This window comes from Cellulomonas timonensis, from assembly GCF_900046455.1.
Lineage (GTDB): Bacteria > Actinomycetota > Actinomycetes > Actinomycetales > Cellulomonadaceae > Cellulomonas_A > Cellulomonas_A timonensis.
On record NZ_FCOT01000013.1, the window covers coordinates 456,732 to 470,688 of the forward strand.

Annotated in this window: 10 protein-coding genes; 2 read left to right on the forward strand and 8 right to left on the reverse strand. The window is 73.1% G+C overall.

The features are described from left to right. Positions 1-11 precede the first annotated feature (11 nt). From narI to BN3788_RS15590, 5 genes are all read right to left on the reverse strand, one after another. Positions 12-755 carry a respiratory nitrate reductase subunit gamma gene (gene narI / locus BN3788_RS15570; protein ID WP_066588100.1) on the reverse strand — a complete coding sequence of 248 codons (744 nt, stop codon included), beginning with the start codon at positions 753-755 and terminating at the stop codon, positions 12-14. Continuing rightward, entirely contained in the window at positions 752-1,453 is a 702-nt protein-coding gene (narJ, locus tag BN3788_RS15575) for a nitrate reductase molybdenum cofactor assembly chaperone (RefSeq protein ID WP_066588103.1), read from the reverse strand. The genes narI and narJ overlap by 4 nt, the downstream gene beginning before the upstream one ends. Then, complete coding sequence (narH, locus tag BN3788_RS15580; RefSeq protein ID WP_066588106.1) at positions 1,450-3,189, reverse strand: nitrate reductase subunit beta; 1,740 nt, start codon at positions 3,187-3,189, stop codon at positions 1,450-1,452. The genes narJ and narH overlap by 4 nt, the downstream gene beginning before the upstream one ends. Then, entirely contained in the window at positions 3,189-6,854 is a 3,666-nt protein-coding gene (locus BN3788_RS15585) for a nitrate reductase subunit alpha (RefSeq protein WP_066589533.1), read from the reverse strand. Before BN3788_RS15585 ends, narH begins: the two co-directional genes overlap by 1 nt. 98 nt (positions 6,855-6,952) lie before the next feature. Further along, positions 6,953-8,083, reverse strand: coding sequence for an MFS transporter (locus BN3788_RS15590; protein ID WP_234346681.1), 1,131 nt, complete (start codon positions 8,081-8,083; stop codon positions 6,953-6,955). A 246-nt stretch (positions 8,084-8,329) separates the two neighbouring features. Between BN3788_RS15590 and BN3788_RS15595 the strand changes: the two genes are divergently transcribed. Beyond that, complete coding sequence (locus BN3788_RS15595; protein WP_066588109.1) at positions 8,330-8,620, forward strand: hypothetical protein; 291 nt, start codon at positions 8,330-8,332, stop codon at positions 8,618-8,620. Then, a complete protein-coding gene (locus BN3788_RS20225; RefSeq protein ID WP_390620165.1) occupies positions 8,526-8,723 on the forward strand; it encodes a VanZ family protein in 198 nt (65 codons plus the stop codon). Before BN3788_RS15595 ends, BN3788_RS20225 begins: the two co-directional genes overlap by 95 nt. Before the next feature lie 22 nt (positions 8,724-8,745). On the opposite strand, the gene BN3788_RS15600 is transcribed toward BN3788_RS20225, so the two are convergent. From BN3788_RS15600 to BN3788_RS19115, 3 genes are read right to left on the reverse strand one after another with little or no spacing between them, the layout of a single operon-like run. Further along, entirely contained in the window at positions 8,746-10,293 is a 1,548-nt protein-coding gene (locus tag BN3788_RS15600) for an FAD-dependent oxidoreductase (protein ID WP_082812987.1), read from the reverse strand. Next, positions 10,290-12,518, reverse strand: coding sequence for a molybdopterin oxidoreductase family protein (locus tag BN3788_RS15605; RefSeq protein WP_261797946.1), 2,229 nt, complete (start codon positions 12,516-12,518; stop codon positions 10,290-10,292). The genes BN3788_RS15600 and BN3788_RS15605 overlap by 4 nt, the downstream gene beginning before the upstream one ends. Beyond that, positions 12,515-13,858 (reverse strand): MFS transporter, encoded by a 1,344-nt coding sequence (locus BN3788_RS19115; RefSeq protein ID WP_066588111.1) that lies wholly within the window; start codon positions 13,856-13,858, stop codon positions 12,515-12,517. Before BN3788_RS19115 ends, BN3788_RS15605 begins: the two co-directional genes overlap by 4 nt. Positions 13,859-13,957: the final 99 nt, after the last annotated feature.

Genomic DNA, 13,957 nt, shown 5'->3' on the forward strand with positions numbered 1-13,957 from the left:
AGTCCACCGGCTCAGCGGTCCACGGGCTCTGTCGCGCTCCAGCCCGCGCGGTCCGGGCGGGCGGGCTGATCGCCCCGGCTGCGGTACACGACATACGGCCGCCACAGGTAGAACAGCGGCGCGCTGAACACGTGCACCAGCCGCGTGAACGGCCACAGCGCGAACAGGATCATCGCGACCACCGCATGCGCTTGGAAGCCGATGGGAGCCTCGGCCATCAGCTCGGGCTGCGGCCGCAGCCAGAAGATCCCGCGCCACCACACGGACACGCCCTCGCGGTAGTTGTAGTCGCCCTCGACGCTCGGCACGGCGCCGGAGACGGTGTTGAACACGCCCAGCACGATCACGAGCGCGAGGAAGAAGTACATGACCTTGTCCATGCGCGTCGTGGCCCGGAACACGGGTCCCACCGTCCGCCGGCGGTAGATCAGCAGCGCGAGCCCGACGAGCGTGCAGAACCCGGCGATCGACCCCACCCCCACGGCGAACGCGTGGTAGACGCCCTCGGAGATGCCGATCGCGTCGGTCCACGACTCGGGGATCACCAGGCCGGCGACGTGGCCCACCACCACGGCGAGGATGCCGAAGTGGAACAGCGGGCTGCCCCAGCGCAGCAGGCGGCTCTCATAGAGCTGGGAGGACCGCGTGGTCCAGCCGAACTTGTCGTAGCGGTAGCGCCAGATGTGCCCGCCGATGAAGATCGCGAGGGTCACATACGGCAGCACCACCCAGAGCAGCAGGTCGCCAGAGCTCATCGTCGTGCTCCTTCGGAGGGGTGGCCGCCGAGGGCGGGGTCGTGGGCGCCGTACGGCTCGAGGCCCACCGACTCGTCCGGCGGGCCCTGGGCGACGAGCCGGGCGACCGCGTCACGGTCGTTCCCGGCGAGCGGGGGCAGCGTCGCGCACACCGCGGCGAGGGCTCCCGCGTACGGCGAGCCGGCATCGCGCAGCGCCAGGCGCAGCACCTCGAGCCCGGCACGGTGCTGCAGCAGCAGCGCGGTCCCGGCGGCGAGGTCCTGCGTCGCGCTGAACTCCAGCACCACGCACAGGTGGTCCGGCAGCTCGTCGTCGCGCAGCAGCAGCCCGGCGGCCCGGTAGGCCTGCTTGAACGCGAGCAGGGCCACACCGCGCTGCCGGGTGTCGCCATGCGCGTAGTAGGTCAGGTAGAGGCAGGCGCGGCGGCGCAGGTCGAACGTCTCCACGTAGGCCGCCCCGGCCTCCTGGGGCGGAGCGGCCGCCAGGTGGTCGACCAGCCCGGAGAGGTCGGAGCGCGCCGGCTCGGGGAGGGCGCCCACGGCTGCGCGCAGCGCCGGCAGCCGCCCCAGCAGCTCCGCGTCGGGATAGTCGAGCAGCAGCGCGGCGACGCGGTGCACGAGCGCGCGGTGGCCGTCGTCCAGCGGCGTGCGCCGGGCCCGCCCACGCCGCAGCCGGGCGGCCGGCGCACGGCTCGTCATCGTGCCTCCGGGTCGGGCCTGGGGTCGGGCGTGGGCCCGGTGTCGGGCAGGGGGCTTGCGGCCCCCGACGACTCCGCACCCTCGGACGGCTCCGCCCGGGGTGGGAACATCCCCCGCGGGGCCGCGCGACCGTCCCAGTTGAGCAGGTTGACCCTGCTGCCGGCGCCCGTGGTGTCGGTGCTCGACCCTGAGGTCTGCCGGTCCTGCAGGGCCCGGAAGTTCTCCACGGCGAGTGGTGTGCCCGCCCCCGAGCCCTCGCCGAACGGCCCCGAGCCGCCCATGCCCGGGCCGCCCTCGTAGTCGAGGCTGCACTCCGAGGCCAGCTCCTCCAAGTTGTGCGCCTGCTCGGCGTGCGCCGGGGGGATGACGTACCGCTCGTCGTACTTGGCGAGCGCCAGCAGCCGGAACATCGCCTCCATCTCCTGGGTGGACATGCCCACGGCGGCGGGGATCGACGGGTCGCCCTCGCGGCCCATGTTCAGGTCGCGCATGTACGAGCGCATCGCGGCGAGCTTCTTCAGCACGCCCGTGACCGGCGCGGGGTCGCCCGCGGTGAACAGCTCCGCGAGGTACTCCACGGGGATGCGCAGCGTGTCGATCGCGGCGAACAGGTTGTCGGCCGCCTCGGCGTCCTCACCCGTCTCCGCGACGACGTCCACCACCGGGGACAGCGGCGGGATGTACCAGACCATCGGCATCGTCCGGTACTCCGGGTGCAGCGGCAGCGCCACCCGGTACGTGCTGATCAGCGCCCAGATCGGCGAGCGTCGGGCCGCCTTGACCCAGTCGTACGGGATGCCCGCCTGCTCGGCGGCGCGCTCGACGGCGGGGTCGTTCGGGTCCAGGAAGACGCCGCGCTGCGCCTCGAGCAGGTCGTGCGGGTCCTGCACGGCCGCCGCCTCCAGCACCCGGTCGGCGTCGTACAGCACCAGGCCGATGTAGCGCAGCCGCCCCACGCACGTCTCCGCGCACACCGTGGGCAGGCCCACCTCGATGCGCGGGAAGCAGAACGTGCACTTCTCGGCCTTGCCGGTGCGGTGGTTGAAGTAGACCTTCTTGTACGGGCATCCGGTGACGCACTTGCGCCAGCCCCGGCACCGATCCTGGTCCACGAGCACGATGCCGTCCTCGGCGCGCTTGTAGATCGCCCCCGACGGGCACGACGCCGCGCAGGACGGGTTGAGGCAGTGCTCGCAGATCCGCGGCAGGTAGAACATGAACGTCTGCTCGTAGGACAGCTTGACCTTGTCCGAGACCTTGGCGAGCACCGGGTCCTGGCCGAGGGCCGTCGAGCCGCCCAAGTCGTCGTCCCAGTTCGCGCTCCACGTGATGGCGGTGTCCTCGCCGGTGATCAGCGAGCGGGGCCGCGCGACGGGGATGTGCTCCTGGCTCGGGGCGTCGGTCAGCACCGAGTAGTCGTAGGTCCACGGCTCGTAGTAGTCGTCGATCGACGGCATCTTGGGGCTCGCGAAGATCGTGAGCAGGTTCTTGAACCGCCCGCCCGCACGGAGCTGGAGGCGGCCCTTCTTGGTGAGCTCCCAGCCGCCCTCCCACGTGGACTGGTCCTCGTAGCGGCGCGGATAGCCCTGGCCGGGCCGCGTCTCCACGTTGTTGAACCACACGTACTCGGTGCCCGAGCGGTTCGTCCAGGCCTGTTTGCAGGTCACCGAGCAGGTGTGGCACCCGATGCACTTGTCGAGGTTCATCACCATCGCCATCTGGGCCATGACGCGCATCAGTACCGCACCTCCTGCGAGCGACGACGGATGACGGTGACCTCGTCACGCTGGTTGCCCGTGGGCCCGAGGTAGTTGAACGCGAAGCAGAGTTGCGCGTACCCGCCCACCAGGTGGCTGGGCTTCATGAGGATGCGGGTCAGGGAGTTGTGGATCCCGCCACGCTGGCCCGACGCCTCCGCGAGCGGCACGTCGATGAGCCGGTCCTGGGCGTGGTGCATGTAGACGGTGCCCTCGGGCATCCGGTAGGACACGACGGCCCGGGCCACCACGACCCCGTTGCGGTTCACCGCCTCGATCCAGTCGTTGTCCGCGACGCCGATCTTCGCGGCGTCTTTCTCGCTCATCCAGATCAGCGGCCCGCCCCGGGACAGGCTGAGCATGAGCAGGTTGTCCTGGTACTCGGAGTGGATGGACCACTTGTTGTGCGGGGTGAGGTACCGCAGCGTGATGCCCAGCTCGCCCTGCGTGCCGAGTTGCGGCTCGCCGAAGAGCGCCGCCATGTTGAGCGGCGGCCGGAAGACCGGCAGCTGCTCGCCGAGCTCGATCATCCAGTCGTGGTCGAGGAAGAAGTGCTGGCGCCCGGTGAGCGTGTGCCACGGCTTGAGGTGCTCGGTGTTGGTGGTGAACGGCGAGTAGCGCCGCCCGCCGGTCTCCGAGCCAGACCACTCCGGCGAGGTGAGCACCGGCGCGGGCGCCGCCTGGGCGTCGGCGAAGGTGACGCGCCGCCCCTCGTTCTCCAGCGCGAGCACCTCGACCATCGGCTGCCCGGTGCGGCGCTCCAGGTCGCGGAAGCCCGCCGCCGCCAGGGCGCCGTTCGTGGCGGCCGACTGCGCCAGGATCGCCTCGCAGGCGTGCACGTCCCGCTGCAGCGACGGCCGCCCGTCCGCGACGCCGCCGCGCACCACGCCGTTCTTGCGGGCCAGGTACGCCACCGGCTCGGTGAGGTCGTAGGTGATGCCCTTGGTCGTGGCGCCGAGCTTGTCGGCGAGCGGGCCCAGCGCGCCGAGCTTCTCCGCCACCGCCGGGTAGTCCCGATCCACCACCACGAGCTTCGGCATGGTCTTTCCCGGCACGGGGTCGCACTCGCCCAGCTTCCAGTCCCGGACCCGGCCGGAGGGGTTGGCCATGGCATCGGGGGTGTCGTGCATCAGCGGCACGGCCACGACGTCCTTGCGGGCGCCCAGGTGCACGGCCGCGAGCTCGGAGAACCTGCGGGCGATGGTGTGGAACGCGTCGAAGTCGGTGCGCGTCTGCCACGGCGGCGCGATGGCCGGGTTGAACGAGTTGACGAACGGGTGCATGTCCGTGGTGCTCAGGTCGAACTTCTCGTACCAGGTGGCCGCGGGCAGCACCACATCGGAGAACAGGGTGGTGCTGGTCATCCGGAAGTCCATGGTGAGCAGCAGGTCGAGCTTGCCGAGGGTGGCCTCCGGCGCCCACGCCACGTCCCGGGGACGGACCCCGGGCTCCGCCTCGTGGGCCCGCAGCGAGGAGTCGGTGCCGAGCAGGTGCTTGAGGAAGTACTCGTCGCCCTTGCCCGAGCTGCCCAGCAGGTTCGAGCGCCACACCGTGAGCAGCCGCGGGTGGTTCGCCGCCGCCTCCGGGTCCTCGCCCGCGAACTTGAGGCTGCCGTCCAGCAGCGCGGCTGGCACGTACTGGTCGACGGGGACCCCGGCGGCCTCCGCGTCGTCGGCCAGCGTCAGCGAGCTGCGGTCGAAGGTCGGGTAGCTGGGCATCCAGCCCATCCGCGCGGACTTGGCCAGCACGTCCGCCGTCGCCATGCCCGTGAACGCCCCGCCGCCGGCCGCTGAGGCGAGGGCGTCGGCGCCGAAAGAGTCGTAGCGGTACTGGCCGGAGTGCAGGTACCAGTAGGCCGTCTGGATCATCAGGCGCGGGGGGCGCGACCAGTCGAGCGCGTTGGCGTACTGCGTGAAGCCGGTGAGCGGCCGCACCTTCTCCTGGCCGACGTAGTGCGCCCAGCCGCCGCCATTGACGCCCTGCGTGCCGCACAGCATGGTCAGCGTGAGGAACGCCCGGTACATCGTGTCGGCGTGGAACCAGTGGTTGACGCCCGCGCCCATGATGATCATGGACCGGCCCTTCGACTCCTCCGCGTTGGCGGCGAACTCCCGGCCCACCCGGGCGGCCTTCGACGCCGCCACCCCGGTGATGGCCTCCTGCCAGGCGGGGGTGCACGGCGACGACGCGTCGTCGTACCCCGTCGGCCAGGTCCCGGGCAGCCCCGGCCGCCCCACCCCGTACTGCGCCAGGAGCAGGTCGTACACCGTGGTCACCAGGTGGCCGGCCACCACCCGCATCGGGACGCCGCGCCGGATGACCCCCGCCGAGCCGTCCACCCCGTCGAAGCGCGGGAGGTCCACCTCGACGCCGCGCGCCCCCTCCCCGGCCATGCTGAGCATCGGCACGACGTCGCCCAGGTCGAGGTTCCACCGCCCCTCGCCTTCGTCGCCGTACCGGAAGCCGAGCGAGCCGTTCGGCGCCACGGGCCGCCCAGTGGCATCGTCGAGCAGCATCGGCTTGAAGTCCGCATGCTCGCTGATCCCGCCCAGGTCAGCCTCGGTGAGGACCTTGCCCGGCGTGAACCGGTCACCATGCGGCTCCAGCCGCACCAGGAACGGCAGGTCGGTGAACCGGCGCACGTACTGGTCGAAGTGCGGGGTGGTGCGGTCCACGAAGAACTCCTTGAGCACCACGTGCCCCATCGCCATCGCCAAAGCGCCGTCGGTGCCCGGCTGCGGGGCGAGCCACTCGTCGCCGAACTTCACGTTGTCCGCGTAGTCGGGGGAGATGGCCACCACCTTCTGGCCCCGGTACCGGGCCTCCACCATCCAGTGGGCGTCGGGCGTGCGGGTCACCGGCACGTTCGAGCCCCACATGATCAGGTAGCCGGCGTCCCACCAGTCGCCCGACTCCGGCACGTCCGTCTGGTCGCCGAAGACCTGCGGGGAGGCGACGGGCAGGTCCGCGTACCAGTCGTAGAACGAGAGCATCGCGCCGCCGATCAGCGCGAAGAACCGCGACCCGACACCATGCGACACCATCGACATCGCCGGGATGGGGGAGAAGCCCGCGATCCGGTCCGGCCCATGCTCCTTGATGGTGTGCACATGCGCGGCGGCGACCATCTCGACGGCCTCGTCCCAGGTCGCGCGGACCAGCCCGCCCTTGCCGCGCGCCGCCTTGTACGCCCGGCAGCGCCCCGGGTCGGCCATGATGTCCGCCCACGCGAGGACGGGGTCGTCGGTGCGGGCGCGGGCCTCGCGGTACATCTCCAGCAGCAGGCCCCGCACGTACGGGTATCGGACCCGGGTGGGCGAGTACGTGTACCAGCTGAACGCCGCGCCGCGCGGGCAGCCCCGAGGCTCGTACTCCGGGCGTCCTGGGCCCGTGGTCGGGTAGTCCGTCTGCTGGGCCTCCCACGTGATGATGCCGTCCTTGACGAACACCCTCCACGAGCATGAGCCGGTGCAGTTGACCCCGTGGGTGGAGCGCACCACCTTGTCGTGGCTCCACCTGTCCCGGTAGAAGGCGTCGGCCTGCCTGCCCCCCACCTCGTGCAGCGTGCGCAGATCGTCGGAGACCTCGTTCTTCTGGAAGAACCGGCGGGTGCGCAGCAGCGCGCGGACCACGTCGTCGTCCATCTGTGGCGGGGTGGTGGCGGGGTCCTCCTGGATCGACACGGGGGTCCTTCCCAGTTCTCCGGCGATGCTCGGGCGGGGCTGCGGATCTGGCGGGCAGGTCAGGGGGAGCGGTGCGCGGAGCGGCGCAGCGGCCCCCATGTGAACAGCGCTGTCGCGATGCTGGTGAGGGCGAGCAGCGCCAACCCGGGCGCGTAGCTGCCCACTGAGCTGTAGAAGGCGCCCATGATGAGCGGGGGGACGAAGCCGCCGAGGCCGCCCGCGGCGCCCACAATCCCGGTCACGGCGCCCACCTTCGCCGCAGGCGCCAGGCGCGCGACCAGCGCGAACGTCGCCCCCGCGGCGGCGCCGAGCGCGGCGGCCAACCCCAGGAACGCGACGGTGCCCCAGGGGACGAGCGCGGGCTGGAAGGCGGCGACGGCGGCGAGCGCGGCGGCCACCAGGAAGCAGGCGACGAGCACCGTGATCGGGTCGATCCTGTCTGAGAGCCAGCCCCCGACCGGGCGCATCGCGACGGCCAGGACCACGAACCCTGCCGTCCGCAGCGCCGCGTCGGAGGGGGTGAGGTCGTACGCGTTGGTGAGGTAGGTCGGCAAGTAGACGCTGAACGCGACGAACCCGCCGAACCCGATCGCGTATGGCCAGGACAGCTGCAACGTCGCCGGCAGCTTGAAGGTCTCCCAGGTGCGCTTGACGAAGGAGCCCGGAGGCGGCGGGGTGCGGCCTGGCGCGTCGCGCATCCAGAGGGCGGCGACGATCGCGTACGCCACGAGGATCGCCGAGACGAGCACGAACGGGGCGCCGTCGCCGAACCGGTCCACCAGGTTGACGGTGGTGAACGCGGAGATCGCGGTGCCGCCCATGCCGATCCCGAAGATCCCCAGCGCGGTGCCGCGCCGCGCGGGCGGGTACCAGGCGTTGACCAGCGGGACGCCGATCGCGAAGGCCGTGCCGCCCAGGCCGAGGAAGAACCCGCCGACCAGCATCGCCACATAGCTCTGCGCCACGAAGCCGACGTAGAGCACGGGGATCACGGTGAGCAGGCTGATCACCGGGAACATCAGGCGGGCGCCGAACCGGTCGGTCAGCGCGCCGACGGGGATCCGGCCCAGGGACCCGACGATCACCGGCACGGCCACGATCACCGACTGCTCGAAGTCCGTGAGGTCCAGCGCCTCGCGGTAGCTCGACGCCAGAGGGCTGATCAGCGCCCAGGCCCAGAAGTTCACCATGAACCCGACGGTGCCGAGCAGCAGCATTAGCCCGGCAGGCGATCTCTCGCCCGCCTCGTCTCGCGCACGTCCCACATCGGACACGGCCGCCCCCCGGCGATGGACCTCACCCGTTCGGGCGAGATGTCCACTTCTGGACGCTAGCAGTGGGGCCATCCTCCTGCGACAGCGGGTGTGGCGGTCTGGCATGCCCCGAGCGCCACTACCGTGGGCGGCCCGGTTTTGTCCCGCTTGGAGTGTCTTCCTGTGATCTCCACCCTGCTCGTCGCCTACCCGTGGTTCTCTCCGGCGGTCCTCGCCGTGCTCGTGCTCGCTGGACCGCTGCTCGGCAGTTGGCTGGCCGGCCGCCAGCGGCTGGCGTGGACGTTCTTCGGCGCCTCGCTCCTTCCGGTGGTGGCGCTCACGCTCGTTCCGACGAGCCGGGAGGTGTTCGAGCGCTGCGCTGTGGCGTGGACCGTGCCGACTTTTAGCCGCGTGGAGCTCTGCCGGGATCGAGGTGGTGCAGGCGCTCCTCACCGGTCTCGGAAGGTCGTGTGACACGAACGACTGGCTCTCCAACTCGATCGGCGCCGTGATCGGGGCCGGCCTGGGATGGGCGGCACTAGCGGTGCGCCGACGGGAGGCGGCGCCAGTGCGCTAGGAGGCATGGCCCGCGGCCCGGCTCAGGCGCCAGGGCGAGTCGATCCGGTCCGGGCGCCTGGGACAGCCGGGCGGCGCGCCAGCGAGGGCTGCCCACCAGGCGGGGAGGGGTCGCTGCGCCCCAGCCACTCGAGCAGTCCGCACACGGCGTCCTCGCAGCCGCCGCAGCCGGTCGTCGCGCGGGTGGTCCTGGCGACGTCGGCGACCGAGCGCGCCCCGGTCTGCCAGGACGCCACCAGGTCGCCCTTGGTCACGCCGTTGCAGCGGCACACGGTGGCGCGATCGGGCATGAGCAGCGGCGAGCCGCCCTGCTCCGGGGCTCCGCCGCCGCGGGCCGGTCGCAGCAGCAGGTGGGCCGGGTCCAGCGGCGCCGGGGTGCGGCGCGTGTAGGCAGACGTCAGGTCCGCGGCCACCGGCCCCGCGCCCACGCACGTCGCGCCGACGACCACGCCGCCCTCGACCACCACCTCGACGTGGCGGCCCGCCCCGGGATCGCTGAGCCGGACGGCGCGCCTGCCGTCGCCGCCTGCCCCGCTCACACCCATCGTGATGACGTCGAGGCCCTGGGCCTTGACGCGCAGCACGTCGACCACCGGCGCCTCGTGCTCGGCGTTGGCGTCGGCGTCGCGCGTGCCGCCCGCCAGGTGCTCGGCGAGCCGGCGTGCCTGGTCCCATCCCTGGGCGAGCAGCCCGTGGCCCCCCTCGGGTGGTTGCGCGCAGTCCCCGATCGCGTGCACGTCCGGGTCAGACGTGCGGGCCTGCCGGTCGACGACGATCCCGCGGTCCACCGCGAGACCGCACGCCGCCGCCAGCCCTGTCTCCGGGACTGTGCCCGCGGCCAGCACGAGCAGGTCCGCCGCGACCGCCTCCCCGTCGGAGAGCAGCAGCCCGCGCAGCCGCCCGTCCGCGACCAGTGCCGACGACACTCCGAGGCCCGCCAGGCGCCGGATGCCCAGCCGGTCCAGGGCGTGGGCCACGGCGCCACCGGCCGCCTCGTCGAGGTGGCGTTCCATGACGTGCGTGCCCCGGTGGACCACTGTGACCCGAAGGCCGCGGCGGACGAGCCCGCACGCCACCTCGAGGCCGAGCACGCCACCGCCGAGGACCACGGCGTCGCGGGCGTTCAGTGTCGCCGCGACGATCTCGCGCGCGTCATCGAGGGTGCGCAGCGGATGCACCCCGGCCACCAGCGACGACGGGCCGCGCGCCGGCTCGCCCGCGCGGCGCAGCCCGGGGATCTCCGGCTCCACCGCCCGGGCGCCCGTGGCCAGCACCAGGGTGTCGTAGCCGACCATCGGCCCGTCGGCGGTGGCCACCGTGCGGCGCTCGCGGTCGATGGCCGTCACCAAGGCGCCGGCGCGGACGCGCACGCCGCCCACCGGCGGGCCAGCCAGGGTGAGCGAGGCGAGCTCGACGGTCCCCGCCACCACTTCGCTCAGCAGCACCCGGTTGTACGGCTCGTACTCCTCCGCCCCGAGCACCGTGACGGCCACATCCGGGTCGCGTCGCACGAGCTCCTCGACGAACCGGGAACCGACCATGCCGTTGCCCACGACGACGACGCGCCTCATCGGGGCCCCCGGCCCGCGGCGGCCGCGTCATCCACCGGCTCGTCGTCGGCGGGCTGCTCGGCGGAGGGCGGGGCGGGGCGCCGCGCCACCGCGCACAGCTTGAGGTCGGGCATGCCCGACACGGGGTCGGTGGTGTCGAGGGTGAGCCGGTTCACGCTGCCGGGGCCGGCCCAGTGGAACGGCATGAACACCGTGTCCAGCCGGGCGCTCGGTGTGACATGCGCGACGGCCATCGCCTCGCCCCGCGCGGAGGCGACCTGCACGAGCTCCCCGTCGGCGACACCCACCAGGTCGGCGAGCAGCGGGTGGAGCTCGACGAACGGCTCGGGCTGCGCGGCGGCCAGCGCCGGGACCCGGCGGGTCTGCGCCCCCGACTGGTAGTGCTGGAGGACGCGGCCGGTGATGAGGTGCACGGGAGCGTCGGGGCGCAGGCCGTCTGACGGGGAGTCGGGCTCCACCACGACGAGTCGCGCGCGGCCGTCGGGTGTCGGGAAGCGCTCTAGGAACAGCCGGGGCGTGCCGGGGTGCTGCTCTGAGCCCGCTGGGGTGGCAGGGCACGGCCAGAACAGCCCGCGGTGGTCGGCGTCGAGCCGCGCGTGGCTCAGGCCGCTGTAGTCGGCGACCCCTCCCGCGCTGGCCCGGGCGAGCTCGTCGAAGACCTCGGCGGGGTCGACGGGGAACCCAGTGGGCACACCCAGCAGCGCCGCCAGGTCGTGCAGCACCTCGAGCTCGGTGCGGACGCCCTGCGGCGCGGGCAGCGCCTGGCGGCGGCGCAGCACCCGGCCCTCGAGCGACGTCATCGTGCCCTCCTCCTCGGCCCACTGGGTCACGGGGAGCACCACATCCGCTAAGAGGGCTGTCTCGGAGGGCACCACGTCGCACACCACCAAGAGGTCCAGCGCCGCCAAGCGCTCGCGGACCCGGAGGGCGTCGGGGGCGCTGACCACCAGGTTGGAGCCGTGCACCAGCAGCGCGCGCGGCCCGTCGGCTGTGCCGCACCGCCGCAGCAGCTCGACGGCCGGCACACCCGGGCCCGGCAGGTCGCCAGGGTCCACGCCCCACACCGACGCGACATGCGCCCGGGCGGCCGGGTCGTCGATCCGGCGCGCCCCGGGGAGCTGGTCGGCCTTCTGGCCGTGCTCGCGCCCGCCCTGTCCGTTGCCCTGCCCGGTGATGGCGCCATAGCCGCTGCCGACCCTCCCGGGCAGGCCGAGCGCCAGCGCCAGGTTGATCGCCGCGCTGACCGTCGCCGTGCCCTGGGCGCTCTGCTCCACGCCGCGCCCGGTCAGCACGTACGCGCCGCGGCCACCCCGCGCGGGGGACGCCGCGGCGAGCAGGCGCGCCACTGCGCGCAGGTCGGCGGCGGGGACGCCGCACACCTGCTCGGCGCGCTCGGGCCACCACGCGGACACGCTGCTGCGCACCTCGCGCGCGCCGGTCGTGCGGCTCGCGAGGTACCGGCTGTCGGCGAGCCCCCCCGCCCACAGCACGTGGGCGAGGGCGAGCAGCACCCCGACGTCGGTCCCGGGCGCCGGTTGCAGGTGCACGCCCGCCCCGTCGTCCGCCAGCGCCGCGGGGGGCGTGCGCCGCGGGTCGACCACCACCAGGCCGCCCGACGCGCGCGCCCCGGCCAGGTGCGCCCCCGACGGCGGCATCGTCTCGGCGAGGTTGCTGCCCAACAGCAGCACCGCCTGCGCGCCGCCGAGGTCCGCCAGCGGGAACGGCAGCCCCCGGTCCACCCCGAATGCGCGGTTCGCCCCGGCTGCGGCGCTGGCCATGCAGAACCGGCCGTTGTAGTCGATGAAGGGGGTGCGCAGCCCCACGCGCGCGAACTTGCCGAGCGCATAGGCCTTCTCGTTCGTCAGCCCGCCCCCGCCGAACACCGCCACGGCCTCCCGGCCGTGCCGGGCCTGGATCTCCCGCACACGATCGGCCACCATGCCCAGCGCCTCGTCCCAGGTCGCGGGGCGCAGCTCGCCGTCGGGACCTCGCAGCAGCGGCGTGGTGAGCCGGTCCGAGGCGCGCAGCACCTGGCCGCTGGTCCAGCCCTTCTGGCACAGCCCGCCCCGGTTGGTCGGGAAGTCCCGTCCGGCCACCGCCACCGGCGCCCCTGCGGCTAGCGCGTCGTCGTCCGGCGGCCCCAGCGTCATCGCGCACTGCAATGCGCAGTACGGGCAGTGCGTCGCCGCACTCACGGCTGCCGCGCTCACGGTCGCCGCGCTCACACGCCCGCGCCGCTCATCAGCGAGCCGCGCCGCACGTACACGGCCCACGTCACGGCGCCCATGACCAGGTACACGGCCACGAACAGCGCCAGGGCGGGCTGCAGGCTGCCGGCCACCGAGCTCGACACCGCGAAGCCGCGCGGGATGAGGAACCCGCCCAGCGCCCCGATCGCCCCGGCGATGCCGAGGCAGCCCGCGGCGGCCTTGCGGGCGCGTGCCGCGCGCTCGGGTGTGCTGGCGCCGAGTTGGAAGACCGCCGGGATCATGCGGTACGTCGCGCCATTGCCCATCCCCGTCGCCACGAAGAGCACCAGGAATGAGCCCAGGAACAGCGCGAAGCTCGACTCGCGCAGCGCGAGCACCGCGCCGGCTCCTGCCACGGCCATCACCGCGAAGGCGCCGATGGTGACCCGCGCGCCGCCCCACCGGTCGGCGATGACGCCGCCCAGTGGCCGGGCCAGCGAGCCCACCAGCGCGCCGAGGAACGCGATGCTCAGCGTCACCTCGGGGAACTGGGACTTCAGCAGCGTGGGGAACGCCCCCGAGTAGCCGATGAACGACCCGAACGTGCCCACGTATAGGAACGAGATGATCCATGTGTGCCGGTTGTGCACCGCGGCGCCGAACGCCCGGTAGTCGGCCTTCGCGGAGGTGAGGTTGTCCATCAGCCGCCATGCCAGGAACGCGGCGAGCAGCAGCAGCGGCACGAACATCAGGCCCGCCCGGCCGAGTTGCAGCCCCGCGGGCGCCACGATGACCAGCGGCACCGCGAACTGCACCGCCGCCGTCCCGAGGTTGCCGCCGGCCGCGTTCAGGCCCAGCGCCTTGCCCTTCTCCCGCTCCGGGTAGAAGAACGAGATATTGGCCATCGACGACGCGAAGTTCCCCCCGCCGAGCCCCGCGAGGGCGGCCACGAGAAGCAGCACCCCGAACGGCGTCTGCGGGCGGGACGCGACGAAGGCCAGGGCGCTCGCGGGCAGCAGCAGGAGCAGCGCCGAGATGATCGTCCAGTTGCGGCCCCCGAACAGCGGCACCGCGAACGTGTACGGCAGCCGCAGCGCCGCGCCCACCAGGCTCGGCACCGCGATCAGCCAGAACTGCTGGTCCACGGTGAGAATGAAGCCCACCGCCGCGAGCTGTGGGACGACGATGCTCCAGGACGCCCACACGGCGAATCCGAGGAACTCGGCGAACACCGACGGCCCGAGGTTGCGCGCGGCGACCCGCCGCCCGGTGGACCGCCAGAAGTCGGAGTCCTCGGGGTCCCACGCCTCGATCCATCTGCCGCGCCCGGGCCGGTGCAGCGTGGCGGGGGCGTTCATCGTCTGCGGAGTGGTCATCGCGGGCTCCTGCGTGCTCGACGGGGCCGTGCTCTCCCGATCGAGGCTAGGAAAAGGGTGTTTCGGGCGGCGGCGCCGTGCTGTTTCCGCGCCGGAACG